This is a genomic window from Microbulbifer regidiadema (SeqCode) (assembly GCF_052467605.1).
This window is the reverse complement of sequence record NZ_CP174316.1, coordinates 3,458,226-3,484,321: the sequence shown is the minus strand read 5'-3', so window position 1 is coordinate 3,484,321 and position 26,096 is coordinate 3,458,226. Positions and strand designations below refer to the sequence as shown.

General features: G+C 55.4%; 26 protein-coding genes. 7 read left to right on the top strand and 19 right to left on the bottom strand.

Annotated elements, in window-relative coordinates:
- The 4 genes from ACJJIF_RS15920 to ACJJIF_RS15905 all read left to right on the top strand — a co-directional run bounded on the left by ACJJIF_RS15920 (position 1) and on the right by ACJJIF_RS15905 (position 4,572).
- Positions 1-783 (top strand): uroporphyrinogen-III synthase, encoded by a 783-nt coding sequence (locus ACJJIF_RS15920; protein ID WP_444929307.1) that lies wholly within the window; start codon positions 1-3, stop codon positions 781-783.
- Positions 784-903: 120 nt separating this feature from the next.
- Positions 904-2,205, top strand: coding sequence for a uroporphyrinogen-III C-methyltransferase (locus ACJJIF_RS15915; RefSeq protein WP_444929306.1), 1,302 nt, complete (start codon positions 904-906; stop codon positions 2,203-2,205).
- The gene (locus tag ACJJIF_RS15910) at positions 2,202-3,452 is read left to right on the top strand and encodes a heme biosynthesis HemY N-terminal domain-containing protein (RefSeq protein WP_444929305.1); all 1,251 of its coding nucleotides are present in this window, start codon (positions 2,202-2,204) and stop codon (positions 3,450-3,452) included. The genes ACJJIF_RS15915 and ACJJIF_RS15910 overlap by 4 nt, the downstream gene beginning before the upstream one ends.
- A 91-nt stretch (positions 3,453-3,543) precedes the next feature.
- Complete coding sequence (locus ACJJIF_RS15905; protein ID WP_444929304.1) at positions 3,544-4,572, top strand: alpha/beta fold hydrolase; 1,029 nt, start codon at positions 3,544-3,546, stop codon at positions 4,570-4,572.
- 95 nt (positions 4,573-4,667) lie between these two features.
- On the opposite strand, the gene ACJJIF_RS15900 is transcribed toward ACJJIF_RS15905, so the two are convergent.
- From ACJJIF_RS15900 to ACJJIF_RS15820, 17 genes are all read right to left on the bottom strand, one after another.
- A complete protein-coding gene (locus ACJJIF_RS15900; RefSeq protein ID WP_444929303.1) occupies positions 4,668-4,997 on the bottom strand; it encodes a hypothetical protein in 330 nt (109 codons plus the stop codon).
- Between the two features lie 426 nt (positions 4,998-5,423).
- Complete coding sequence (locus ACJJIF_RS15895; RefSeq protein WP_444929302.1) at positions 5,424-5,915, bottom strand: hypothetical protein; 492 nt, start codon at positions 5,913-5,915, stop codon at positions 5,424-5,426.
- Between the two features lie 76 nt (positions 5,916-5,991).
- The gene (locus ACJJIF_RS15890) at positions 5,992-7,002 is read right to left on the bottom strand and encodes a serine hydrolase domain-containing protein (RefSeq protein ID WP_444932368.1); all 1,011 of its coding nucleotides are present in this window, start codon (positions 7,000-7,002) and stop codon (positions 5,992-5,994) included.
- 329 nt (positions 7,003-7,331) lie between these two features.
- Positions 7,332-8,798 carry a 4-hydroxy-3-polyprenylbenzoate decarboxylase gene (gene ubiD / locus ACJJIF_RS15885; protein ID WP_444929301.1) on the bottom strand — a complete coding sequence of 489 codons (1,467 nt, stop codon included), beginning with the start codon at positions 8,796-8,798 and terminating at the stop codon, positions 7,332-7,334.
- 155 nt (positions 8,799-8,953) lie between these two features.
- Positions 8,954-9,223, bottom strand: coding sequence for an RNA-binding regulator (gene rbp, locus ACJJIF_RS15880; RefSeq protein WP_020413665.1), 270 nt, complete (start codon positions 9,221-9,223; stop codon positions 8,954-8,956).
- Between the two features lie 271 nt (positions 9,224-9,494).
- Positions 9,495-10,754 carry a transcription termination factor Rho gene (gene rho / locus ACJJIF_RS15875; protein WP_444920731.1) on the bottom strand — a complete coding sequence of 420 codons (1,260 nt, stop codon included), beginning with the start codon at positions 10,752-10,754 and terminating at the stop codon, positions 9,495-9,497.
- A gap of 367 nt (positions 10,755-11,121) precedes the next feature.
- Positions 11,122-11,451: a thioredoxin TrxA gene (trxA, locus tag ACJJIF_RS15870; protein WP_444929300.1), complete on the bottom strand. Its 330-nt coding sequence runs from the start codon at positions 11,449-11,451 to the stop codon at positions 11,122-11,124.
- Positions 11,452-11,598: 147 nt separating this feature from the next.
- Positions 11,599-12,813, bottom strand: coding sequence for a radical SAM family heme chaperone HemW (hemW, locus tag ACJJIF_RS15865; protein WP_444929299.1), 1,215 nt, complete (start codon positions 12,811-12,813; stop codon positions 11,599-11,601).
- Positions 12,806-13,423, bottom strand: coding sequence for an RdgB/HAM1 family non-canonical purine NTP pyrophosphatase (gene rdgB / locus ACJJIF_RS15860; RefSeq protein WP_444929298.1), 618 nt, complete (start codon positions 13,421-13,423; stop codon positions 12,806-12,808). Before rdgB ends, hemW begins: the two co-directional genes overlap by 8 nt.
- Positions 13,424-13,512: 89 nt before the next feature.
- The gene (locus ACJJIF_RS15855) at positions 13,513-13,965 is read right to left on the bottom strand and encodes a DUF4426 domain-containing protein (RefSeq protein ID WP_444929297.1); all 453 of its coding nucleotides are present in this window, start codon (positions 13,963-13,965) and stop codon (positions 13,513-13,515) included.
- Positions 13,966-14,104: 139 nt separating this feature from the next.
- On the bottom strand, positions 14,105-14,695 hold the full coding sequence (gene metW / locus ACJJIF_RS15850; RefSeq protein ID WP_444929296.1) for a methionine biosynthesis protein MetW: 591 nt from the start codon (positions 14,693-14,695) through the stop codon (positions 14,105-14,107).
- Entirely contained in the window at positions 14,695-15,858 is a 1,164-nt protein-coding gene (metX, locus tag ACJJIF_RS15845; protein WP_444932367.1) for a homoserine O-succinyltransferase MetX, read from the bottom strand. The genes metW and metX overlap by 1 nt, the downstream gene beginning before the upstream one ends.
- Positions 15,859-16,010: 152 nt before the next feature.
- The gene (locus ACJJIF_RS15840; RefSeq protein ID WP_444929295.1) at positions 16,011-17,978 is read right to left on the bottom strand and encodes a dynamin family protein; all 1,968 of its coding nucleotides are present in this window, start codon (positions 17,976-17,978) and stop codon (positions 16,011-16,013) included.
- Positions 17,979-18,125: 147 nt separating this feature from the next.
- Positions 18,126-18,734 (bottom strand): YggT family protein, encoded by a 609-nt coding sequence (locus tag ACJJIF_RS15835; RefSeq protein WP_444929294.1) that lies wholly within the window; start codon positions 18,732-18,734, stop codon positions 18,126-18,128.
- Between the two features lie 66 nt (positions 18,735-18,800).
- Positions 18,801-19,634, bottom strand: coding sequence for a pyrroline-5-carboxylate reductase (gene proC, locus ACJJIF_RS15830; RefSeq protein WP_444929293.1), 834 nt, complete (start codon positions 19,632-19,634; stop codon positions 18,801-18,803).
- Positions 19,635-20,046: 412 nt separating this feature from the next.
- Positions 20,047-20,349 carry a hypothetical protein gene (locus ACJJIF_RS15825; RefSeq protein ID WP_444929292.1) on the bottom strand — a complete coding sequence of 101 codons (303 nt, stop codon included), beginning with the start codon at positions 20,347-20,349 and terminating at the stop codon, positions 20,047-20,049.
- A gap of 27 nt (positions 20,350-20,376) precedes the next feature.
- Positions 20,377-21,090 (bottom strand): YggS family pyridoxal phosphate-dependent enzyme, encoded by a 714-nt coding sequence (locus tag ACJJIF_RS15820; RefSeq protein WP_444929291.1) that lies wholly within the window; start codon positions 21,088-21,090, stop codon positions 20,377-20,379.
- 69 nt (positions 21,091-21,159) lie between these two features.
- Here ACJJIF_RS15820 and ACJJIF_RS15815 point away from each other — a divergent pair, with 69 nt between their 5' ends.
- The 3 genes from ACJJIF_RS15815 (at position 21,160) to ACJJIF_RS15805 (ending at position 24,177) form a co-directional block, all read left to right on the top strand.
- The gene (locus ACJJIF_RS15815; protein ID WP_444929290.1) at positions 21,160-22,194 is read left to right on the top strand and encodes a type IV pilus twitching motility protein PilT; all 1,035 of its coding nucleotides are present in this window, start codon (positions 21,160-21,162) and stop codon (positions 22,192-22,194) included.
- Positions 22,195-22,254: 60 nt separating this feature from the next.
- Entirely contained in the window at positions 22,255-23,406 is a 1,152-nt protein-coding gene (locus ACJJIF_RS15810; protein WP_444929289.1) for a PilT/PilU family type 4a pilus ATPase, read from the top strand.
- Positions 23,407-23,568: 162 nt separating this feature from the next.
- The gene (locus tag ACJJIF_RS15805) at positions 23,569-24,177 is read left to right on the top strand and encodes a LysE family translocator (protein ID WP_444929288.1); all 609 of its coding nucleotides are present in this window, start codon (positions 23,569-23,571) and stop codon (positions 24,175-24,177) included.
- A gap of 3 nt (positions 24,178-24,180) precedes the next feature.
- On the opposite strand, the gene ACJJIF_RS15800 is transcribed toward ACJJIF_RS15805, so the two are convergent.
- Complete coding sequence (locus ACJJIF_RS15800; protein ID WP_444929287.1) at positions 24,181-24,927, bottom strand: LytR/AlgR family response regulator transcription factor; 747 nt, start codon at positions 24,925-24,927, stop codon at positions 24,181-24,183.
- Positions 24,924-26,081 carry a sensor histidine kinase gene (locus ACJJIF_RS15795; RefSeq protein ID WP_444929286.1) on the bottom strand — a complete coding sequence of 386 codons (1,158 nt, stop codon included), beginning with the start codon at positions 26,079-26,081 and terminating at the stop codon, positions 24,924-24,926. The genes ACJJIF_RS15800 and ACJJIF_RS15795 overlap by 4 nt, the downstream gene beginning before the upstream one ends.
- Between the last annotated feature and the right edge of the window lie 15 nt (positions 26,082-26,096).

The following is a 26,096-nucleotide window of genomic DNA, read 5'->3' as shown; positions in this document are numbered from 1 at the left end:
ATGGACGATCTCAACCCCGGCCCGCTGCTGGGCAAACGTATTCTCAGCACGCGGCCGGCGCCGCAGGGGGAGAACTGGTGCGCCCTACTGCGCAGCCTGGGAGCCCGGGCAGACAATATCCCCATGCTCGGCATTGAGCCCCTCGAGGATAAGGCCGCCGTGCAGACCTTAAAAAATTCGATTCTCGACTTCGATCAAGTGGATATAGCGATCTTCGTCTCCCAGAACGCCGTGCGCTACGGCGTGGATTGGCTGGAAGATTACTGGCCGCAACTTCCCCAGGGGCCCCGCTTCCTCGCTATCGGCGCGGCAACGGCGAGCGCCCTGGAACAGCGGGGCATCCCCTGTGAGCAAAGTGGCAACACGATGAATTCCGAGGCGCTGCTGCGCCTGCCCTGGCTGCAACAACTGGACGGGCAGCGGGTTATTATTTTTCGCGGTGCCGGCGGCCGCCCCCTGATCGGCGATACCCTGAGCAACAGGGGAGCGCGGGTTACTTATTGTGAACTCTACCGCAGAACCCTGCCGCAAGAGGCCGCCGCTACCCTGAAGGAATATCAATTCCAGCCCGATATTATTAGTGTCCACAGCGGTGAAACCCTCGGCAATCTGGTTAACTGTATCCAGCAAATAAACCGCAACACCCTCTTTGCGGCCACACTTATCTGCCCCAGTGTGCGGGTTACCGCGTTGGCAAAAGAGCTGGGCTTTACCCGCTGCCGCACCGCGCTAAACGCCGGTGATAACGCTATGCTGGAAACACTGCGTCAAGCACTCGGCTGATTTGCTATCGAATTCTCGATCGCTTTGCGTTAAAAATCTTAAAACGGCGTTTAGCCCGCTATTAAGGCTCGCGCCACTCGCTATAATCTGACGACATTTTCCACCTGCGCCGCTATACCCATGACCGATAAAAAAGATCAACATGCAGCCGCACCCCATGAGCCCTCGCAAGATACAGCGCCGGTAAAAGGTAAAAGCAATTTTGCCAAAGCCGCACAGGAACAGGCCTCGACCGGTAAAGCGCGCGGCGGAGCGGCAGCGACTCAATCCAATCGGCTCTGGTGGTCGCTGTTGTTTATATTTCTGTTGATCGCTGCGGCCGCGCTGACCTGGTTTAACTCACCGCAGCTGCGCGAATATATAGGCGCTTATCTCGACTTCCTGCCCAAAGCGAGCACTACCCGCATCGCGCCGGGTGCCGACGTCAGCGCGGACGGCGAGGCCCCCGCGCAGACACCGGCAGGCAGTGCCGCCCCAGAATTCCCTGCCGCTACCCCCACTGAAGCTCGGGCCCCCGATCACTCAGAGACGCTCAAACAGTTGGAACAGGCCGATAGCGGTCTGCGCGATCAACTGGAACAGCAGAGTCGCACTATCCAGCAGCTGCAACAGCAGCTGGCATCCATACAGCGCAATGTCACCGCGCAGAGCAATCGCCTGGGTCAGCTGGGAAATGTAAGCCGCGACGACTGGCAGCTGGCTGAGGCCGATTACCTGCTGCGCCTCGCCAACCAGCGCCTGCTGCTCGAAGGCGACAGCCGCACTGCTCTGGGGTTGGTCGAGCGGGTCGACGAAATATTGCGCGACGTGGACCTGCCGGACCTGTATGGCGTGCGCCAGCAACTCGCCCGCGATATCACCGCCCTGAAACTGGTTCAAAACGTCGACCGCCAGGGTTTATACCTCCGCCTCAGCGCCCTGGAAGAACAGCTGATTCGCACAAGCATCCAGCCACAATTCGATATGGCCTCGGTGGAGGCCCCCGGGGAAGCGCCGTCTGGCCACGAGGAGAATGCCCCCCTGTGGAAGCGCGAGTGGCACAACTTCGCCCGTTTTATGCGCGAATCGGTGCGTCCCATCGACGGTAATATCAACCCGGTAATGCTGTCTCCGCAGAGTGAAGCGCGCTTTCGCCAAACTCTGCGCCTGAATATGGAGCAGGCCCAACTGGCACTGCTGCGCGGGGATACTGCAATTTATAGAGACGCCCTGGATAGCGCGCGGACACTGCTGCTCAGCTATGGCACGGCCAGCCCTCAGCGCGATGCGCTGGCGCAGCAACTGGTAGACCTGAGCGAACAGCGTATCCAGGTCGATATGCCCGATCTCAGCAGCTCGCAACTGGCCCTGCGCAATTATATTGAGCGCCTCCACAAAACCTCGAGGGCGCCCACCGCTCCACAACAGGAGCAGAGCCAGTGAAAAGACTGATCTTCACCGCCCTGGTACTCCTATTGCTCGGCGCCCTGCTACCTGAGGTCATCAACAACTATCCCGGTTACCTGGTAATCGGCATCGGCGGCGCGCTGAATAAAGGCTACGAGATGAACCTTTGGTTCGCCATCTTCTTTCTGGTGGCAGCCCTGATTACACTGTTCTTCGCCATATGGCTGGCTCGCAGCCTATTTCGCGCTATCAGGGGAAGTGTCGATCGGCTGAGATTCGGCCGCCAACGCGTGGCCCGCCGGCGCCTGACCAGCGGTCTGGTGGAATTTATGGAGGGCAATTGGTCGCGGGCACGCCGGCAGCTGCTTAAGAGCGCACCGCGCTCCGAGGCCCCACTGATCAATTACTTGGCGGCGGCGCGCAGCGCCTTCGAGCTGGGCTTCCGCGAGGAGGCCAACGAGTTACTCGCCAAAGCGGAGGCCTGTGGCGAAGATACCCGCCTCGCCGTTGCCCTGAGCCAGGCGCGCATGCAGCTACTGGATAAACACTACGAACAGTGTATTGCCAGCTTGGAGCGCGCCAAACAGCTCGAGCCCAAACACCCAACCCTATTGCAACTTCTCAAGCAGGCCTATTATCTTCTCGGCGACTGGGACCGCCTTCGCGCCCTGCTGCCCGAGCTGGAGAAGCATGCCAATATGCCGGAAGAGGAGCTGCACACACTGGAGCTCGAGATATACCAGCAGCAGTTGACCGAAGCGGCCAATCGCAAAGATACCGATAAGATACACAAGACTTGGCAGGGCCTGACCAGCCGCTGGCAGCGCAATCGAGCCCTGCGCAGCCTCTATGCCCAGCAGATGCACCGCATCGGCGAGGATATCGAGGCAGAGAAGCACCTGCGCTGGCTACTCAACCGGGCCTGGGACCCCAAGCTTGCCGAACTCTATGGCTGTCTGGTGGGCGCAGACCCGGCGAAACAAATATCTGCTGCCGAGGGCTGGCTGAAAGAGTACGGCGAGAGCGCCGCCCTGCTGACCTGTCTCGGGCGCCTCGCAATGCGCAATCAGCTGTGGGGCAAGGCCCAACAGCACTTCGAGAAAAGCCTGCTGTTGCGTCAGGACCCCATCACCTCCGCCGAACTGGCCCGTTTATGCCAATCCCTGGGGGAGAAAGATAAAGCGGCCAAGCTCTACGAAGAGGGTCTGCTACAAGCCGTCAAAGACCTGCCGCAGTTGCCCATGCCGAGCCAGGACACCCCCCTGCTGGGTGCGCACGCCTGAGCCCCGACCACTGAAAGGCCCCAAAGGGCCTTTCGGGCACTCCGCAAATACGCCTATAGTGAAGCTCCACTTACCTATTAAGGACACCGCTGTGATTCCGCCAGCGCACTACACCCTCGCTCTTTTTTTTATAATCGGTGTGTTTTTTTCCAGCGCCACCTCTGCCGAATATGCGGTAAATCCCCAAGATAAACACTTGAGCGATTACCAGTACCCCTACCCGGTTAAGTACTTTCAGTGGCAACAGCAGGGGCAGCCTCTGCGCATGGCCTTTATGGATGTGGCACCCGCTGGGGACAAAAGGCCAAGAGGGACGGTACTTCTGCTGCACGGTAAAAATTTTTCGGCTGCCTACTGGAAGGACACAATCAGCCAACTCAGCCAACTGGGATTTCGGGTGATAGCCCCCGACCAAATCGGTTTTGGAAAATCCAGTAAACCGCTGGGCCAGTACACGTTTCAGCGTCTCAGCGACAATACCAGGGCTCTGCTAGATCAATTAAAGGTGGGAAAGGTGTCTGTGGTTGGGCACTCTATGGGGGGGATGCTGGCGACCAGATTTACCCTGATGTACCCGGAGCGGGTCGAAAAGCTCGCACTTGTAAACCCTATCGGCCTTGAGGATTGGAAGCGCTGGGTCCCCTACGAGGCGCTGGACAAGGCCATTAGTCGGGAAAAAAAACAGAGCCCGGAAACCATTAAGCGCTATATGAGTAAGGCCTACTTCTCCGGTCAGTGGCGCGAGGCATACAACCCGCTACTGGATATTCAGGCTGGCTGGACTCTGGGACCCGATGCCGCGCATATGGCCACGGTGGACGCGCTAACCTCAGAGATGGTCTTCACCCAACCGGTACTCTATGAGTTTGCCGATATAAAAGTGCCGACCCTATTGATTATTGGCACTCGGGACCGCACAGCCATTGGTCGCGCCCGCGCCTCTAAAATGGTGCAAGACAAATTGGGACGTTACGATCAACTGGGCAAACGTGCGGCGGCACAAATTCCCGCTGCCCAATTAATCGAACTGGACGCTGTCGGACACCTGCCCCAGTTTGAAGCATTCCCCGCTTATTTTGACGCCCTCAGTAAATTTCTTACGGCCCCGTTGGAAAAATAAGCTTCACCGGTTCAGAGCAAGCGCTAAGCCTGCACAGTGCAAATGGCGAATTAATCGCCGTTTGCACACACTGGGCTACACGCCTTAAAGCGCCATTAGGCAATCAGGGGCAAACCGACAAATAACACCATGGCAAAATAGGTAATCACCCCCTGTAAAAGGGCAATTAAAATGGCTTTCAAAAAGCCTGTACCCAGCACAAGCATATAGGCAATAGCTGCCAGGGGAATCGTCAGTAAAATCCCTGCGCTATCCGTCACCCCCGGCAACATACCACCGACGATTCTCTGAATAATCAGTGCGAGCAGCAGCGCGAATAGACAATAAAATACCCCGGTATTCTTCGCTCCCAACATGGCGGCCGCCAGCTTCAGAGGCAAAACCAGTACTGCCACCATAATGATTACAAAAATAATTAATTCCATTTGTAACCTCTCCATTTCGTTTTAGGGAGCCTCTGTAAGCCGTGCAGGGCAGACCTTGAAGGCCGCAGCTGCACTATGGCAGGGCTGTAATCATGTGCGCTACTGCGTCTAGCTCGCATAGATATTATGGAATTATTCAAAGGCTCCCGACGATTTATTCCACTACTAAGCGCCATCCCCTACCGAGAAAATTACGACCCACTGAAAATGTCGCCAGACCCAAAATATAGACTGGCCGATCTATAGGTTGGCAGCCAATATCCATCTGACCATTGATAATCTGCTATATGACGCTGTAGCAACGCAGTGGCAGATCATACTTATATAAATCAAAACCACAATAAAGTTCACAAATAAAAAAAGCTGGCGGAAAATTCACGTCAGCTTTGCGAACCAGTCACCGATAAGCTCTCAGGGAGTGCAGGTTTATTGACGCACTAAAATTAAATCTGAAGCTATTTGCTCACCATTTTTCACATAGGTCTCTTGTCGTTGTAACCTGCCATTACCCAACCATGCAAAAGCGAGGCTGTCCAAACGACTGCCCGAAGCAAAATTGGTTATATCCTTGAAGGAGAATTCTATAGCTTCCCCAGTAGTATTTTTCTGCCAACTCAACCTGGGCTGGTTGCCCTGTGGGCAGTAGTGTGTCACCAGTAAATCGTCACCATCCAGGTGATAAACCGTTAATGAATGTTGGCGCCCCTTATGAATCCAACTTTCAATGAGCACGCTTCCCCCAGCTATTTCGCTAAAATTGATTATAAAATCGTTATTTTTCTCCCCCTCTTCCCGCCACTCCCCACTGAGCGCCTTAATCTTATTAAAGGCCTCCTCTGCGCCCTGGCTGGCAAATACGGGCTTAAAAAACATCAATGTAAACAACAAAATTAATAGTCTAGGCGCTCTTGCTATCATCTTCCCCTCCACACCTTATTAAAAATCGCTTGAAAAACTGCCGCTCAGAGCAGCGGCCTATAGAATATAGGGCAACCTAAATAGCCATTAAGCGCTCGGCTATGCGCTGCATCGCAACGGCAGATTGACTATCCATATCGCGATTCATCAAGATAATAAAACCATCGTTACTTTCCCGGTCAAAATACATAGCTACAAATACACCCAGATCAGTTCCCATATGTCCCACAAGCCCATCGCGATCTCGCCAAAAGAAACGCTGCGAATCTGAAATCGACACAGGTAATTGCAGACGAAACATCTCCTGGTATATCGCCTCTGATAAGATCTGCGCGCCAGATTTATCGCGGTTATGCAGTAGCCCCAGGAGGAAATCGCTCAGATCGGCAATACTTATACGAACACCACCGTCAGGATACTGCGGATTGCCGCTGTGCGCATGCGCATGAAATTGCTTGTACTCAAACGGGGGGTTAATAAATTTTCCGATTAAATAGTTCATCTTCTCCGATTCACTATCTGCACACAGCCCAATAAATGGTACGCATTGCTCTACTTTGTAGGGAACTGCGATAGAGCTCAGATCTAACCCATTGAGCCTCCAGCTGGCAGTCTCCATATCCAGGCGGTAAAATAAAGTATCCCGGCTGTAGTTAGCCAGAGATTGACCGGTTACTGACTCAACCAATAATCCGGCTAAACCAGCAGAAAGATTGCTGTATTCCCTGTGCTCGCCGGGATTGCTTGCCAGATAATAATCCCCACTACCGTACCGGCTTCCCCCTTTAACCAGCAGAGAACGTAGATGTTGCTCCAAACTGATAGAGGGATCACGATTTTCCGCGTAAGTAGCGTAGTCGTAGTAATCTTTGATGGCTGCGGAGTGACTGGCCAGATGTCTCAGCGTAATTTTTTCCCCTTCCATATGTGGATTGTCGACCTTAAATGGTAAATAGCTATTAATATCCTCATCCAACGCCAATTTACCATCGTCGACCAATTGCAATAGTGTTGCACCCATAATCGGCTTACTTATCGAGGCAATATTAAATAACGTATCCTGAGTCACTGGTTTGCCAGTCTCAATATCGGCCGAAGCGCAAGTTCACCCTCTTTTATTCTGGCAACGGCTATTCCGGGTATGGCTGTCTCATGCATAACTACAGGAATAAACTCTTCGATATTATCAATTCCGGCACTTTGCTCCTGCTCACTTGGTACGACTAGAAAAAATATGAAAACATCTATCGATATCAGGGCCACGGTTGAGCCCGTACCTGACCGCGACGCCAGCAGTAAAAGCTATAGATGCAAAGAAGGAAGAAAAAAATAAAGAGTGACCGCTAAGCGGTCACTGTACTGAACGCCACCAGGAGCGTTTACTTGGGCGGGGGTACTGACAATAGAGTGCTGTGCTTATTCGAGGCCTAATTTAGACCAGATTTCATCAACTTTTTTAACCACTTTTGGATCGCGCTCAATGGGCACTCCCCATTCACGAGTCGTCTCCCCTTCCCATTTGTTCGTTGCATCAAAACCAATTTTTGAGCCCAAACCAGACACAGGCGAAGCAAAATCCAAATAGTCAATTGGAGTATTTTCCACCATCACCGTATCCCGCGCCGGGTCCATACGCGTGGTCATCGCCCAGATCACATCTTTCCAATCCCGGGCATTGACGTCTTCATCGGCGACAATAACAAATTTGGTGTACATAAACTGACGCAGGAAAGACCAGACCCCCATCATGACCCGCTTGGCGTGACCGGCGTACTGCTTTTTCATGGTGACAACGGCGAGGCGGTAAGAGCACCCCTCTGGCGGCAGATAAAAATCGACAATTTCGGGAAACTGTTTCTGTAGGATTGGCACAAAAACCTCATTTAAAGCCTCCCCCAGAATCGCCGGCTCATCCGGTGGGCGCCCGGTGTAGGTGCTGTGGTAAATGGGATCTTTGCGCTGGGTGATCTTCTCCACCGTAAATACCGGGAAGCTATCCACTTCGTTGTAGTAACCGGTGTGATCGCCGTAGGGCCCCTCGTCGGCCATATCCTCAGGGTAGATAAACCCTTCCAGCACATATTCAGCACTGGCGGGCACCTGTAGATCGCTGAGTAAAGCCTCGCAGACTTCTGTCTTATCACCGCGCAACAGCCCGGCAAAGGCATATTCGGACAAGGTATCCGGCACAGGGGTGACCGCTCCCAAAATGGTGGCGGGATCGGCCCCCAGGGCAACGGCTACCGGATAGGGCTCACCGGGGTGTTTCTTACACCAGTCCCGATAGTCCAGCGCGCCGCCGCGATGGCTGAGCCAGCGCATAATCAAGCGGTTCTTGCCGATTAGTTGCATCCGGTAGATACCCAGGTTTTGCCGTTTTTTCTCCGGCCCCCGGGTAATTACCAGTGGCCAGGTGACCAGCGGCGCCGCATCCCCCGGCCAGCAGGTCTGAATGGGCAGTTTGTGCAGATCGACCTGATCCCGCTCAAGCACTACCTGCTGACAGGCTGCAGCCTTTACGACTTTGGGCCCCATATTCAGGACCTGCTTGAAGACCGGCAACTTCTCCCAGGCATCGCGCAAATTTTCCGGCGGTTGTGGCTCTTTGAGAAACGCCAACAGCTCCCCCACTTCGCGCAGCTCGGCGACACTCTCCCTTCCCATTCCCAGGGCCACTCGCTCTGGGGTGCCAAAGAGATTGGCGAGTACCGGGGTATCAAAACCTATCGGATTTTCAAACAGCAACGCAGGCCCCTCGGCGCGCAATACCCGATCGGAAATCTCTGTCATTTCCAAAACCGGGTCAACGGGGTGCTTGATGCGTTTTAACAGGCCGCGCTTTTCCAGCAACTTAATAAAGTCGCGTAGATCTTTATATTTCATGGGCTAACAGGGCGTGACGATAAACCAGAGCACAGTGTAAAACAGAAGGCGCAAGATGGGTAACAACACTCCAATTGGAGCGCAGAACAGGCGGGAGGGGGTCGCGGCTCGCAAGCCTAAGCTGCGAGCCGCTGAAATAATAAGCTTATTACAGCTTAGAAGCGGGGGCGACGCGGACGATCTTCGCGAGGCTTCGCTTCGTTAACGCGGATGTTACGGCCAGACAGCGGTTGGTCGTTCATCTCTTCGATAGCTTTACGCGCTTCATCGTCGTTAGGCATTTCTACGAAACCGAAGCCTTTAGAGCGGCCAGTCTCACGGTCGGTGATAACAGTAGCCCGAGAGATCTCTCCGAACGCACCGAAAGCTTCGTGCAGGTCGTCAGAGGTTACCGCGTAGGCCAGATTTCCAATATAGATATTCACAAAAGGTTCTCACTAGGTGTGTGGGCTGTCGTGCAGTCACAAATGGATAACCAGCTCCACCAGATTAACCATTTGAGATTGGCCCTTTGCGGAGAGACTCCTGGGCCAATTCAGTCAGGCGCGTTGCCTAAAATCCATATCAAGCGCCACAATGTGGAACTTTATATGCCTTATGGCTCGCCTTTTCAACAGTAATAGGCGCAATTCATCGCCTTATTCTGTCCCAAATAAATAAAGAGCGCCTTTTTAGGCGCTACTTTATATACAAAAATTATTTCCGTTTCATGGATAGGAAGAATTCATCATTTGTCTTGAAATCTTTCAGCTTATCCACTAAGAATTCTGTCGCTGCAACATCTTCCATATCGTGCAGTAGCTTGCGCAAAATCCACACTCGCTGCAACTCGCCCTCAGGCATTAACAGCTCTTCCCGACGCGTGCCGGATCTGCGCACATTAATGGCCGGATATACGCGTTTTTCTGCGATCTTACGATCCAGCTGCAACTCCATATTACCGGTACCTTTAAATTCCTCGAAAATCACTTCGTCCATTTTCGAGCCGGTATCGATCAGTGCAGTAGCAATAATAGACAGACTTCCGCCTTCTTCAATATTTCGCGCAGCACCAAAGAAGCGCTTCGGACGCTCGAGGGCGTGGGCATCAACACCACCGGTCAATACTTTACCGGAACTGGGAACAGTTGTGTTGTAAGCGCGGGCCAGACGGGTGATCGAGTCGAGCAGGATAACCACATCCTTCTTGTGCTCAACCAGGCGCTTGGCCTTTTCAATCACCATTTCTGCCACCTGTACGTGGCGCGCGGGCGGCTCATCGAAGGTTGAGGCCACCACTTCACCGCGCACCGAGCGCTGCATTTCTGTCACTTCCTCGGGGCGCTCATCGATCAATAATACGATCAAATGGCACTCTGGATTATTGCGCGTAATGGCCTGTGCCATATTTTGCAACATAATCGTTTTACCGGCCTTCGGCGGTGCAACAATCAAGCCGCGCTGGCCTTTTCCGATCGGGGCAACAAGATCAATAATACGACCAATCAAGTCTTCGGAGGAGCCATTTCCGCACTCGAGAGTGAGGCGATCGTTGGGGAAAAGAGGAGTGAGGTTTTCGAAAAGAATTTTGTTACGTGCGTTTTCCGGCTTGTCAAAATTAATTTCGTTAACTTTTAATAAGGCAAAATATCTTTCACCTTCTTTTGGTGGGCGAATCTTTCCGGAAATTGAGTCACCCGTACGTAAATTAAATCGGCGAATCTGACTTGGAGATACATATATATCATCCGGTCCCGCGAGATAAGAAGAGTCAGCGGAACGCAAAAATCCAAAACCATCTTGAAGGATTTCTAATACGCCGTCGCCATAAATATCTTCACCGCTTTTGGCGTGGCGCTTGAGAATATTGAAAATAATATCCTGCTTGCGCGAACGGGCCAGATTTTCCAGGCCCATGCCTTTGGCTATTTCAATCAACTCTTCAATGGGTTTGGTTTTTAATTCGGAGAGATTCATACCAATTGCTTATTAATGTTTCTGTTGTCATTTGGCGCGGACACGCCTGAAATTATGAGGAGGGGTTTGATATTTAGAGATTAGCTCGTCTATTTGCCCAAAACACCCAGGTACATTTTCCCACCAAAACCACGATACTCAGTAAACTTATGCTCCCCATAATCAATTTATGGAGCATTATCAGAACAAGTTCAACTCGAGGAGTACACGCACCGGGAATGGTCTGGGACCCTGTGGAGGGGCGTCTTTGTCAGCTCGTCTCACCTATTTCAAGACCGCTGAACTATTTCAGAATTACAGCCAGTATAACGGGTGTTTCCCATCCTGCAAAGAAATTTACCCCCTTTGCAGGATGAAAGCGACAGCCTTACAGCTGGCTATCGATAAATTCGGTCAGTTGAGCGCGGGACAGTGCGCCGACTTTAGTACCTTCGACATTGCCGCCTTTGAACAGCAGCAGGGTGGGGATACCGCGAACATTGTATTTTGCCGGGCTCTCTTTGTTGGCATCAACGTCCACTTTGACGATCTTCAACTTATCGCCGTACTCACCCGCCAGGTCTTCCAGCACTGGAGCGATCATCTTGCACGGACCGCACCACTGTGCCCAAAAGTCTACCAGCACCGGGCCTTCAGCCTTGAGAACTTCTGCTTCGAATTCAGCGTCAGATACGTTGATGATTGAGTGCTCGCTCATATTGTATTCCTGTTCTTTAGTTACTCGATGCGGGGCGGCGCCAACACATCTTCTCACGGTCACAGCGGTGGTTGTACAGCTGCGATGCACCATTGCTCCCAAAATTGGGGCGCACAGTGAAATTTCAAGCCTCTCCTGCCAACAGACTTACGTCTGTTCCAGAAAGCGCTGCAAAATCTCATCGATATAGTCAAAACCAAAGGCACTGGCAGCAATGCGCTTATCTAAACACGCCACAAGTTCCATCGCCGTCAGCGCCGGCCACTGTTTTTGCAGCTCGGACAGTGGCAGGCCGGTATAGCGGGTAAAAATCTCGCTGGGAACACCATCCACCAGGCGCAGGGCATTCATCAGAAACTCCAGGGGCAAATCCTCGCGCTCAATCCTATCAGTATGAGGTTGCGATAAGGTGCTGTGCAGCAACCCGGGCTGCTGTCGGGCAGTGGACAGATAATCCCGGGGCGTGCGAGTGCGCCGACTGCGCAGAATTTGCCCCGTTTCGGCTAAAGTTACCTTGCCGTGAGCGCCGGCACCAATACCTAAATAGTCGCCAAAAGACCAGTAGTTGATATTGTGACGGGACTCAAGCTGGGGCTTGCTATAAGCCGACACCTCGTAGCGGCGATAGCCCTCCGCCGCAAGCAGCTCACGTCCACTGCCCTGCATACTGGCGATCAGCTGGGAGCCGGGGGTAACCGGTGGCGCACTGTAAAATGCCGTATTTGGCTCAATGGTGAGCTGATACCAGGAGATATGTTCAGGCGCCAGGGCAATTGCCCGGCGCAAATCGTCGAGAGCTTCCGCCTCGCTCTGCTCCGGCAGTCCGTGCATCAGATCGAGGTTAATATTGTCGAAGCCGGCGCGGCGCGCCATTGCCAGAGCGCCCTCGGCCTCCGCCCCGCTGTGAATACGTCCCAGCTGTTGTAGCTGATGGGAATCGAAGCTCTGCACACCAATAGACAGGCGGTTGACCCCGGCGGCCCGGTAGCCGGTGAACTTGGCCTGTTCAAACGTGCCGGGATTGGCCTCCAGGGTTATCTCAATCCCCTCGGCAAAGCCCACCACCTGCTCGGCCGCCGCCAGAATCTGCCCAATGGCCTGGGGGGAAAACAGACTCGGGGTACCGCCGCCAAAAAAGATGGACTGCAATTTACGCCCCTGTACCCAGGGCCGCTGGCTCAGCAGGTCCAGGCGCAGCTGCTCCACATAGTCAGATTCCGGCAGGGCGTAGTCTGAATTGGCCCGGTCCCGATCAACCTGATGGGAGTTAAAGTCACAGTAGGGGCATTTGCGCACGCACCAGGGGATATGGATATACAGGCTGAGCGGCGGCAGCTGTAATGCCGTATTGTGATCAGACAAAGTCAGCACCCTGCATATTCTGCTGCCACAGAAGTTCAAACTGCACCATGGCCTGGGCCCGGTGGCTCAGCTGATTCTTGCCCTCCCTCGGCAGTTCAGCGGAAGTCATTCCCTCAGATGCGATAAAGAACAGTGGATCGTAGCCAAAGCCCTGCTCACCTGCGGGCTCGCGCAAAATTGTCCCGCTCCACTTGGCGCTGCATACCAGGGGCACCGGGTCATCCCATTGGCGCACAAAAGCCAGTGCGCAGTGGAAGCTGGCAGAGCGCTGCTTTTCCTCGATATCCTGTAGGGCTTCCAATAGCTTTGCGTTATTTTTCTCATCGCTCGCCCCGGCGCCCGCATAGCGCGCGGAGTAGATGCCCGGAGCACCGCACAGGGCATCCACCGCCAGACCCGAGTCATCCGCCAGTGCCGGCAGGCCACTGATGCGGCTGGCGTGGCGCGCTTTGATCAAAGCATTTTCAATAAAGCTCAATCCGGTCTCGTCGGCGTCTGTCACCCCAAAGTCAGATTGGGGGACGACTTGTACGTCCCACGAGGCGAACAGCTGTGAAAATTCGCGAAGTTTGCCGGCATTGCCGCTGGCAAGAACAATTTTATTTAGCATATGGTTTCAAATAAAAAGCGGGCCTGGGCCCGCAGTGAATCTTAAAGAGGGGAATTTAGCCTGCGCTCAGCTGGCGGCATCTCGGCGGATTAATCCCGGTCCAGCTTGCGACGGAAGTTGATCGTCTCATTTTTTCCATTGGGCAGTTTGACCTCTACGTTAAAGGTGAGGGTCTCCTCATCCTCAAAGCGCAGTGGCGCGAGATAGTACACCGCCTTGCCCTCGCGGATTTCCTTGAACTCAAGTGGTCTCGACTGCTGAATCAGGTTGGTGGCGGTGCCGGACATCTCGGCGCTGAGACCATGGGTTCCGCCCTCTTTCTTGACCACCGATACATTTACGTAGGCCCGCCCCCTCGCCCGCGCCAGCTGGTACTGACGGGCGATATCCGGCTGGATAAAGTCACTGTTGAATACTGAATAGATCACTCGATAGTCGCCAAAATCGGCATAGTTCTTAATCGTGCGCGCCTCTTGTGCAGCAGCGCCGGCAGACAAGACGAGCAGGGCCACAGATGCAGCCAGGGCAAGGATAGGTTTCACATTCCACCTCCAGTTGTTATAAGCCTCACCTCTCCCAGCAGGTTCGGTGGTCAAATCCGCTCAGTCCCCACGGGAACCCAGCGCTCAATCGGTCCATCACGCCAAGGCCCTCCACTAAAGAGCTGGCGCAAATCTTAGTTTAGCGAGTTAGATGATAGATGGCTGTCTCACCAAACAAATTGGGTAAAAAGTCCTTGAGTATCCGCCCAGCTTTAGACTCGGAAACTACCTGGCGATGCAGAATCGTCCAGCGGTTTTGCCGGCACAGCACCTCAAAGTCTGTAAAAGTACAAAAGTGAATATTAGGCGTGTCATACCATTCATAAGGCAATAAATCGGAAACCGGCATACGCCCGGAAAATGCGAGGTGCCGGCGCGCCTTCCACTGTCCGAAGTTTGGGAAAGTAATGATGCAATCCCGCCCGACCCTAAGCATCTCCTCTACCACCAGGTGGGGCTTGCTCAAGGTCTGTAGCGCCTGGGTCATAACCACGGTATCAAAGCTAGCATCGGCAAAGTTGCCCAGCCCCGTATTCAGGTTTTGCTCGACCACATTGACGCCGCGTGCCACACATCGCTCAATTTGGGCCGGATCAATTTCCAGGCCGTAGCCTTTCACCCCTTTATTGCTTCCCAGCTGTTCGAGCAGCGCGCCGTCACCACAGCCCAGGTCGAGCACCCGGCTCGCAGGAGTAATCCACTCCTGAATAACATCTAAATCTATTCGCATCAGCACACCCCCTCGACGACTTCCGCTGCGACCCGCTGCATATAGGCACGAAAAATCCCCTCATAGCGGGCGTTGGGCAACAGGAAGGCGTCGTGCCCCATAGCCGACTCCACCTCGGCGTAGCTCACAGGAATATCCGCATGCATCAGGGCATCGGCAATTTCCCTGGAGCGCTCCGGCGCAAAGCGCCAGTCAGAAGTGAATGACACCAGCAAAAACCGGCACTTGGCGTGGGAAAAGGCCTCGACCGGGTCATCGCCGTACTCTCGCGCCAAATCGAAGAAGTCCAGCGCCCGGGTCATCAAGATGTAAGTATTGGGATCAAAGGTATTGGAGAAGCTCGCCCCCTGGTAGCGCAGGTAACTCTGTATCTGAAACTCCACCTCTTCATCCGAGCCCCGCTGGAAACTCCCACTGCGCAACTCGCGGCCAAACTTGCGCCCCAGGCCGTCGTCGGAAAGGTAAGTGATATGCCCGATCATACGCGCGACGGCGAGGCCCCGGCGGGGCAGCTTCTCCTCGCGCAGATAGTGGCCGTTACAAAAGTCCGGGTCGGAGGTAATCGCCTGGCGCGCGGTCTCGTTAAACGCAATATTTTGTGCGGATAACTTCATGGCCGAAGCGATAACCACGCAGTGGCGCAGGCGCTCGGGATATTCCAGCGACCAGCGCATCGCCTGCATGCCACCGAGGCTGCCGCCGATAACCGCCGCCCACTGTCGAATGCCCAACACATCTGCCAGGCGCGCCTGGCTGTGTACCCAGTCGCGCACCCGCAGCGGTGGAAAGTCCGGCCCCCAGGCGGCGCCGGTATCCGGGTTGATAGAGACCGGACCGGTAGATCCGTGACAACCGCCGAGATTGTTCAGCGCCACTACGAAGAAACGGTTGGTGTCGATCGGCTTGCCCGGACCGATATAGTGATCCCACCACCCCGGGCGCTTATCCTCGGCGCGGTGCCGCCCCGCAGCGTGATGGTGCCCGGACAGCGCGTGGCAGATCAGGACCGCATTGTTCTTTTCCCGGTTGAGCTCACCGTAGGTTTCGTAAACCAGGGTATAACTCTTGAGTACTCGGCCACAGGCCAGTTCCAGTGGCTCACTAAAGTGATGGCTTTTGGGCTCGACCAGGCCCACGGAGCCGGCATCAGCGTCAGTGGCAATTTGGGCTTCTGAAGAAGCGGTAGGATTTTCCGTCGACAAGGTACTGTATCTGTCAGGTTGAAAGGTGTTGCCCGGCAAATTGCCAAAGCCGCCAGTGAGTGAGAGCACTGCAACTTATAACAAATGCCAGACAGAACCAATATCAATTAACTTCAAGTCGTCTGCGAGGCCTTCAGGGGAGTGACGTTGCGCGCGCGCGGCGCCGGTGCAACGGGTTGCGGTGCCGAGCCGTTGTGCCGCAGCAAATCCTCCAGCGCCACCAGCGCCTTGTCATTGCGCTGCACTTCATCCTCGAGAGTGCGAAGATCTGTGCGGCGGTTGCAGGTTTTCTGCTTCAGCTCTGTCAGCTTAATCAAATGGCGGTTGAGTAACTGCTTTTGATACTGCGCATGTTGCTTGAGCGGCTCGAGGGCGTGCTCCAGCCAGTTTTCCGCCTTGTTACTCATATCCTCGTAAAGCCTGCCCACCTCACTGGCTAGTGTGGTGATAAAGCGCTCGCTGAGACGGTTGCGGCGCGCGAGTAGCAACTGCGGAGAGCGTCTCAACTGCGCCGCTTGGCGGTGCAGTCCCCGCAGCACAAAGCGGAACTTGCGGATGGTGAAATACTGTTCGGCGGTATCGACTTTCTTCAAGCTGGAGCGCTCAAACACCGCATCGAGCAAGCGATTGGCCTGATCCACTTCCCGCTCGAGATTGGACAGTTGGTAGTCGACCCCTTCCATAAAAGTATCGATGGCCTTGGCCAGCCCCATAGGCGTCCAGCGGCGATTGAGGTTAGCCAGGGTATCGTCGATCAGCGCCTGCAACTGCTGTCTGGAAATCGGCGTCAGCAGGGAAGAACTTTGCCGCGCCAGCATTCTCTGGCTCGATTTGAGCGTCAGCAGCTCCTGGTGGCAGAGTTTGTGCTGCTCGCGCACGGTGACCTGTAGCTGCTCCAACTCTGCCAATTGCTCTGCGGTATTGCCGCTATTGCGCTGCAAGTGGGCCAGCGCCGCGCGGCCACTGTTCAGGCGGCGCTTGAGCAGATCGCGGGTATCCGCCATCAAGGTGAGGGCTTGCTGCAGGGAGCGGTGTTCGGCCATTTTTTGGCGGTGTTCCAGCAGGCGCTGCACCAACATCCGCTCAAATTCACCAAAGCGGCTGTTGCGCAACAGATCGGCATCCCGCTGCTGCCGCCCCAACAGGGCCATTTTTGCAGAGACCCCAGCCACGCTCTCCTGCGGCAGAGACAGGAGAGCGGCCACTTCGGCGCGCATGCGCCGCAACAACAACTCGGCATCCTCCTCGGGGTCATCCCAGAGCACATCCATCTTGTTGAGCAGGGCCATCACAGAGGTTCCGCGATGCTCCTGCAAGGGTGCCAGGTGAGTCTCCCACATCCCCATATCGGTACCGCTGACTCCGGCATCGGCCGCCAGCAAAAAGGCGACAGCCTGAGCTCCGGGCAGTGTGCTCAAGGTGAGTTCCGGCTCGTTGCCGAGGGCATTCAGCCCCGGGGTATCGATAATGCGCAAGCCTTGATCCAGCAGCGGGTGCGGCAGGCAGATCAAGGCAAAGCGCCAGGCGGGGATTTCGACAAGATTGCCCTTGCCGTCCAGGTGACGCCGATCGAAACCGTAGCGGGCAGCCTCTTCCGGCATAACCGACTTGGTCGCGGCGACCTTTAGTAAAGTCTCTCGGGTCGCCTCGGGGTCATTGGCATCAAACTCGTGAGTTACCCACTTTTGCGGAATTCGGCGGAAGCTCTCCAGGCTGGTATTCGTCGCCAGGGTCTCAATCGGCAGCAGGCGCAGGCTGGCGCGCTCACTGCCATCACTGAAGATTTCTGTGGGGCACATGGTCGTACGCCCGGGTCTTGAGGGCAGTAAACGCTGGCCGTAGGTTTGCGACAACAGCGCATTGAGCAGCTCTGTTTTCCCCCGCGAAAACTCCCCCACCAAAACCAGAGTGAACTGATCATCGGCGAGCAGGGCGCGGGCCTGTTGTACAACTTGGCAGGCCCCGGCGGAATTGGAGAAATGCTGTTCAAGCCATTGGCTGAAGTGGGCAAATTGGCGATCGAGATTCTTTTTCCAACGGTCGTAGTCGGAAATATGCTGGCGTAAAAGTGCGTCTTCCATTTACGGTGTTCTTGTTATTGAGACCCGGTGACTAGCGACCCGCCCCCGAGATAAAGGGAGCGGCCGTAATCGATAGTATTAAGAGTCTAACACCGCGCAGATGCGATCCAGTGCGCGCGGCTGAAGAAATGTTCAGCCGGTCACATTTTAAAAGCCGGGAATATGCCAGAACAGGCTGTAGACAAAAGCGGGCATATTGGCCATCTGGGCAAAGCCCAATAGCAGTTTGTCGGCCACCGTGAGCAGGATAAAGACAAATATCGGGCTGATATCGATCACCCCCAAAGGCGGAATCAAACGTCGCACAGGACCGCAGAAAGGCTCCAGGAGTTGATGCAGTAAAATCAAAGCCGGATGGCCACTATTGGGGGCAATCCAGCTGGCGACGATGGAGATCAACAGACCGATAAACACCACCGCGATCACCGTGGAGACACAGCCAATCAGCGACCACAGCAGTGCACTGAGGGGATTAACCAGGCCGTAACCTGCGATCGTGGCACAAGCCATAATCATGGCCCAACCGACTAACAGTGCCAGCACCAGCGAGGCCATATCGATACCAAAAAGTCCCGGTACCACTTTGCGCAGCGGCAACAGTAAAGGGTTGGTCACCTTCACAACGCCCTGGGATAAGGGGTTGTAAAAATCCGCACGGCCCAGCTGCAACAAGAAACGCAATAACACGGCGAAAAGGTACAAAATGCCCAGTATGCCCACGACATAAACGCCGATACTGCTAAAGGTATTGACCATGAATAAACCCTAAACAAAAAGATTTTCAGCAGCCACCGCTGCACCTATCCAACTGGAGCGGTAGCTTTACCGATCCAACTCCTTTGCCATTTCCGCCGCCCGCTCTTCGCAATCGCGCATGGCGCTGGCAACCAACTGGGGCAAGCCGCCCTGTTCAAAGCGCTGCACCGCGCGCTCGGTAGTACCACCTGGAGACATCACGTTGCGCTTCAATTGGGCGACATCCACATCGCTGGCGACCGCCAGTTTGGCGGCGCCCAGGGCAGTTTGCAACACGAGGCGCTGCGCATCCGCGCGGGCGAGGCCACCGGCGGAAGCGGCGTCGATCATCGCCTCCATAAACTGGAAAAAGTAAGCCGGTGCCGATCCCGCGACCGCAATCACCTGGTCGATGCCGCGCTCCTCATCGACCCAGTAGGAGATACCTACCGCAGCGACGATGCGCTCGGCAGTGACTCTCTGCTCGTCACTCACTTTGGTATCGGCATAGAGACCGGTAACTCCGGTTTGAACCAGTGCCGGGGTGTTGGGCATAGCCCGAACGATAGGAAGGTGCGCACCCATCCAGCGGTGGTAAGCCGCCAGCGGAATACCTGCGGCAAAAGTGATAATCAGCGGTGCGCGATCTGCCAGGTGAGGTTGTAGCCCCTCACAGAGCTCCCGCATCACCTGTGGCTTCACCGACAGCACAATCACATCGGCATCGGCGATAGCGGCAATATTATCGTCGCTAACGGCTACCCCATGGCTCGCGGCAAAGGTATTGAGCTTGTCCCAATCCCGGCCTGTGGCAGTAATCTGCTCTGCGGGATACCCAGAGGCCACCAAACCGCCGATGACTGCACCCGCCATATTGCCGGCACCACCAATAAAAACCATTTTAGGGCTCACTGTACTCACTTATATCACCTTGGGCGGTTGCAAAATTTTGTCGCTGCTCCCCTATCGAAGCACCCCGCTAATATGTGGCCGCCGGATTCAAATAACAAGAGAGCCCAGCTGGCTCCCACGAAGAGAAGAGTATGCACAGGGGGTGGCGCTCACTGCGAGCAGCACTGCCAGCGGGTACTCGAAGATGTACCCGCCACCATCGCTATCAGGATATGCACTCGGCCAGCTTCGGGGGCTGAGACCTAGACGGTAAAGGCCTCTGTATCGGCAGCCGTTTTGGCGAGGGAACTCAACGCCACAAAGTCGAGTGCGCCGGCGGCTCACCTTTAAATAAAGAGCATCAGTCTAAATAAGCGCTAGCTGCCTGCTCCCAGGAAAAGAAAACGGCCCTAACGGCCGTTTTCTTTTCGAGTTAAGCGCTTTAAGGCCCGTCTGCATAACCGAACAGAAAGGGAAAGATTTCCACAATCGCAATCAGGTTGAGGGCAATCGCCGTAAGCCACAGCCAATAGCGCCTATCATCGCCAAATATCCCAGTAACTGCCGAGTTCATAAAGCTGGTAATCAGCGAAATTTTGGGGGAGACAAAGGAGAGCAGACAAATAAAAGCCAACCACTCCAGCGCCACCCAGGTCACCAGTACACTATTCGTTACAGACAGAGACAGTACCGCACACAGGGTCAAAAGCAGCAGTACTACATCTACAGTCCCAGATTTTGTCATCCCATTAACCCAAAAGATACTTTCGTACTAATTCCGTTGTGCAGAATAGTTTCGCGCCCCAAAAATATCTGTGCCGATGCGCACAATGGTGGCGCCGCAGGCGATAGCGGCCTCCATATCTCCAGACATGCCCATAGACAGGGTATCCAGGGTCTGCTGGGGAAGCTGTTTGCGCAAGCCTTGCAGTAGCGCTGCCAGGCGGGTAAATGGCTCGCGCTGTTCCACGGCGCCCTCGCGGGCTGCGGGGATCGCCATCAGACCGCGCAGACGCAGCCCCGGCAATCTCACCACTTCAGCCGCCAGAGCGGCCAAATCCTGTGGGGCTATGCCAGACTTGCTCTGCTCGCCATCGATATTCACCTGCAAGCAGATATTGAGCGGTGCTATATGAGCGGGGCGCTGTGCCGATAGGCGCTGGGCGATTTTCAGGCGGTCCACCGTGTGCATCCAGTGAAATCGCTCTGCCACCGCGCGGCTTTTATTCGATTGCAGTGGCCCAATAAAGTGCCAGTGAATGTCCAGGTCGGACAGGGCATCTTGTTTCTCCAGAGCCTCCTGTAAATAATTTTCACCAAAGTGCCGCTGACCTGCGGCAAAAGCGCTGCGCAAGTCCTCCGCCGGCCGAGTTTTAGAAACCGCCAACAGGGTGATTTCTGCGGGGTTGCGATCGCAGTTGTTGCAGCATGTCACAATCCGCTCACCTACTGCATTCAGGTTTTCGACGATTGTCTCTTTGCGCATATACTGGGGCCCTTACCGATTTGAGCGGCGATTTTACCTGAGCCCAAACAAGAACCCTAAGGTAGCAGTATGGATATCACTGAACTCCTCGCCTTTAGCGCCAAGCAAAACGCCTCCGACTTGCACCTCTCGGCGGGCCTGCCGCCGATGATTCGCGTCGATGGCGACGTGCGCCGTATCAACCTGCCATCCATGGAGCACAAGCAGGTACACAGCCTGATCTACGAGATCATGAACGACAAGCAGCGCAAGGATTACGAAGAGCTGCTGGAGACAGACTTCTCTTTTGAAGTCCCCGGTGTCGCCCGCTTTCGTGTGAATGCCTTTAACCACAACCGGGGTGCCGGCGCAGTATTCCGGACCATTCCCTCCAAGGTTCTCACCATGGAAGACCTGGGCATGGGCCAGGTGTTCAAGCAGATTTCAGATACCCCCCGCGGCCTGGTGCTGGTAACCGGGCCCACAGGTTCCGGTAAGTCCACCACCCTGGCGGCGATGATGGACTATATCAACGACAACAAATACGAACATATCCTCACCATCGAGGACCCGATCGAATTTGTGCACGAATCCAAAAAGTGCCTGGTGAACCAGCGCGAGGTGCACCGGGATACCCACGGCTTTGCCGAGGCACTGCGCTCTGCACTGCGTGAAGACCCGGACATTATTCTCGTCGGTGAGATGCGGGACCTGGAGACCATTCGCCTGGCGCTGACAGCGGCAGAGACCGGTCACTTGGTATTCGGCACCCTGCACACCACTTCCGCCGCCAAAACCATTGACCGTGTGGTGGATGTATTCCCGGCACAGGAAAAGGCCATGGTGCGTTCAATGCTGTCGGAATCCCTGCAGGCGGTTATCTCCCAGACGCTAATGAAGAAAACCGGCGGTGGCCGGGTCGCCGCACACGAAATTATGCGTGGTACCCCGGCTATCCGTAACCTGATCCGCGAAGACAAAATCGCGCAGATGTACTCGGCCATCCAGACCGGTGCCAGTGTCGGCATGCAGACCATGGACCAGTGCCTGGAAGACCTGGTGGCGCGGCGTATCATCAGCCGCGAAGTGGCGCGCGAAAAAGCCAAGATGCCGGAAAACTTCTAAACGGCCCCAAATCCGCCCCCCAATCTGGGGAAAAAGTCGAGTTAAAACGCGGTAGACAGCATGGATATTGAAAGACTCCTACAACTGGTTGTAGAGAAAGGTGCTTCGGACTTATTTATCACGGCGGGCGTGCCGCCCTCCATCAAACTGCACGGCCGCGTTGTGCCCTGTAGCAGCACCGCGCTCACACCGGAAAAAGCGCGCGAGCTGGTGGTAAGCACCATGAACGAGAAGCAGCGGCGCGAATTTGCCGAGCAAAAGGAACTGAACTTCGCGATTGCCGTGCGCAATGTGGGGCGTTTCCGGGTATCGGCCTTCTTCCAGCGCAACCTGGTGGGCATGGTACTGCGTCGCATCGAAACCAAAATCCCCTCCATCGACGGGCTCGGCCTGCCCGACGTACTCAAAGACCTGGCCATGACCAAGCGCGGGCTGATCATTTTTGTGGGCGCCACCGGTACCGGTAAGTCCACCTCTCTCGCCTCCATCATCGGCCACCGCAATGAGAACACCAAGGGCCATATCATCACCATTGAGGACCCGATCGAATTTATCCACCAACATCGCGGCTGTATTGTGACCCAGCGCGAAGTGGGCCTGGATACCGAGTCGTTCGAGGTCGCCCTGAAGAACACCCTGCGTCAGGCGCCGGATGTCATCCTGATTGGTGAGGTGCGCTCCCGCGAGACTATGGACCACGCCATCGCCTTCGCCGAGACCGGCCACCTGTGCCTGTGTACCCTGCACGCCAACAACGCCAACCAGGCCCTCGACCGGATCATTCACTTCTTCCCGGCGGACCGCCACAAACAGCTGTTTATGGACCTGTCCCTCAACCTGAAGGCGATGGTGGCCCAGCAGCTGGTACCGACCCCCGATGGCGATGGCCGCCGCGCCTGTCTCGAGATCATGATCAATACCCCGCTGATGTCGGACCTGATCCGCAAGGGCCAGGTGGATAAGATCAAGGAGTTGATGAAGCGTTCCGGGGAGCAGGGCATGCAGACCTTCGACCAGGCCCTCTACGAGCTCTACGATGGGGGAGAAATTACCTATGAGGATGCCCTGTCCCACGCCGACTCTGCCAACGATTTGCGCCTGATGATTAAGCTCAAATCCGAATCCGATGCCGAGTACTTAAATAGTGCCGCCGGCGAGTTGAGCCTGCAAAATGACTCAGAGTACGGCGACGGTGGCCCCCAGCTCTACTAGCCCCCAATCCTGCCAGATCAATACCGTTTACAGACAACCCGGTCTGTAAACGGTTCGCACCCGCTATAATCCGCCTCCGCTAACGCCCCGATCCAGGAGCCGGTGCCGCCCGATATTTACTGCCTCCCACTTTAATCAACTGAGAAGACCGCGAGTACAATTATGTTAGAGGCACTTTCCTCACTTATTGCCGCAACCGCTCTGTTACTCGGCTCCCCCGGGCCCGCGCCACTTGCCCTGGCCGCCTCGGGAGCAACCTTTGGAGTGAAAAAAAGCGGCCGCTTTCTTATCGGTATCCTGCTCGGCCTCAGTGTTGCTATTGTCGGGGCAACCGCCGGTATCGCCGCCCTGCTCGCGGCCTGGCCACAGGCGCGCCTGCTAGTACAGCTTTGCGGTGCCTTATATATTGGCTATATCGCGATTAAAATTGCCACGGCCCCGCTACTGGAACAGGGCAAAGCGGCAGCCGTGCACCCCCCGTCGCTGTTTGATGGATTTATTTTTAACTTATTAAACCCCAAGGCCTATGCCGCCTTCCTTGCCCTCTTCTCCCAATTTTTACTGCCGTTCGGAGAGAGTGGCCCAAGCTATTTCGCCACGGGTTTGGTCTGTTTACTGGTGGCCGCTGCGGTGGATTTTATCTGGCTGTGTTTGGGGGGAAGCCTGCGGCCAGTTTTTTATAAGCCCAGACAGGCGCGAATCATCAGAGTCTGTTTTGCGCTATCAATGCTGGCAGCAGTGCTCGCCGTTTTTATGCGCGGGAACAGTTAAGCCCTAGCAAATTTCTGCAATCAGGCTTTTTACCGAGGGCAACATGCGCCGGCTTACCAGCGGCGCCGCCGTCACTCCCTCCAACTCCACCCGATAATTTGTACCGTCCCGGCGCAGGCCAACAATATATTGCACCGCCACCAGCGCACTGCGGTGGATACGCACAAAGCGCGGGCCAAACTCTCCCTCCAGCTCTTTCAGAGACTCATCCAGAATGGTCTCTCCAGCGGGGTGGTAGGCCACCACATATTTGCTGTCGGCGATCAGACAGCGGATCGAGTCGACCTCCAGCAGCTCTACCCCCAGACGACTGATCGCCTTAATGCGGCTGCGGCCCCGGGGTTCGTCCCGCTCTCGCTTTGTTAACAGTTGCTGCTGGGGTTTACTCAGACGCTGTACCCCGGCAATCGCCTCACGCAGCTGTTCGACGTTCACAGGTTTCAATAGATAACCAGCCGCTGAAGTGGCAAAAGCGGGTAGAGCAAACTCATCGTGAGCGGTGCAGAAAATTATTGCCGGTGGGCACGGAAGACTGGACAGCTGTTGGGCCAACTGCAAGCCACTGCCGCCGGGCATTTCTATATCCAGCAGTATAAGATCCGGGTCGAGCGCATGTACCTGTGCCAGTCCGGCTTCAATATCTGCCGCCTCCCCCACAGCGCTGCAATTATCGACTCTCTCCAACTGCCGGTGCAGGCGGGTCCGAGCCAGGGGCTCGTCATCAATAATCAGTACACGCAACTGTGTCACTCCATCACCTCAATAGCTTTGTTGGAATTTGTGGCGATCGCTATTTCCTGTGGGTCCACCGCCCGGGGGGACAAGGGTAGCCGCAGTAGCACCCGGTACCGGCCCAGCTCCCGACCGGCGGTAAATTTGAAGCGATCACCGTAGTAAGCGCTGAGGCGCTGACGAATATTTTCTGTCGCCATGCCGTTACCCGCCCTTGTCGGCGCGGCGCCGACCTGCGGCAGCGGATTTTCAATCGCGATATTAAGCATGCCCTCCTCCAGCGAGAGCTGCACCGCAATCTCCCCGCCTGCACGCAGCTGGGCCACACCGTGCAACACCGCATTTTCCAGCAGGGGTTGCAGCAACATACTGGGCAGCTGGACACTATCCAGCCCCTCGCCAATCTGCCAGCGCTGCTGCAAGCGCTCGCCCAGGCGCAGGGCTTCAATCTCCAGATAGCGCTGGGCCAACGTCACTTCCTGCGCCAAGGGCACCAGTTTCGGATCGGCGAGGCTGGCGCGAAACAATACGCACAAATCCTCCACCAGCCGCTCCGCGCGATCCGGATCAACAGCGATCAAACTGGCCAGGCTGTTCATGCTGTTAAAGAGGAAGTGGGGGCGGATTCGGGATTGCAGCGCTTCGATTCGAGCGCCGAGTTCCGCCTGCTGCTGGTTGTACAGCTGCTGTTGCAGGTAGGCGTAGCGCAAAACCACCCCCGCACAGATAGCGCCGAGTAGGCAGTCGCCGGCAAACCCCCAGCTGTCGAAACTGGTCTGCAACAGTAGCGCGCGCAGATAGCGCTGCACGGCCATTACCAATATCAACACCGATAATACCGCGATAAAGCTCAAGCCGCCGGCGAGCTTGTGGGACATCTTGGCCAGACTGGGCCGCAGCCGGCACAGCAGCGCAGCCGAGGGCAGTATCACCCACTGAACCACCAGAGAAATCAGTCCCAGGCGCTGCCAGCTGAATTCACGCAAACCATCCAGAGCCAGTACCAGCACCAGGGCCAACAACTCCCCCATCAGCACCAACGCTGCCAGAGAGGTCACGCTACAGAGGTCCGGTAAGAAGGGGGCCTGCCCGGAAAACGCAGAATCCTTATTTCCTGCGCGATATTTTCGAATTTTCTGCGTTATAATGCCCAGCGGCCAGGGAAATGACATGCAGTTGTTATTCTT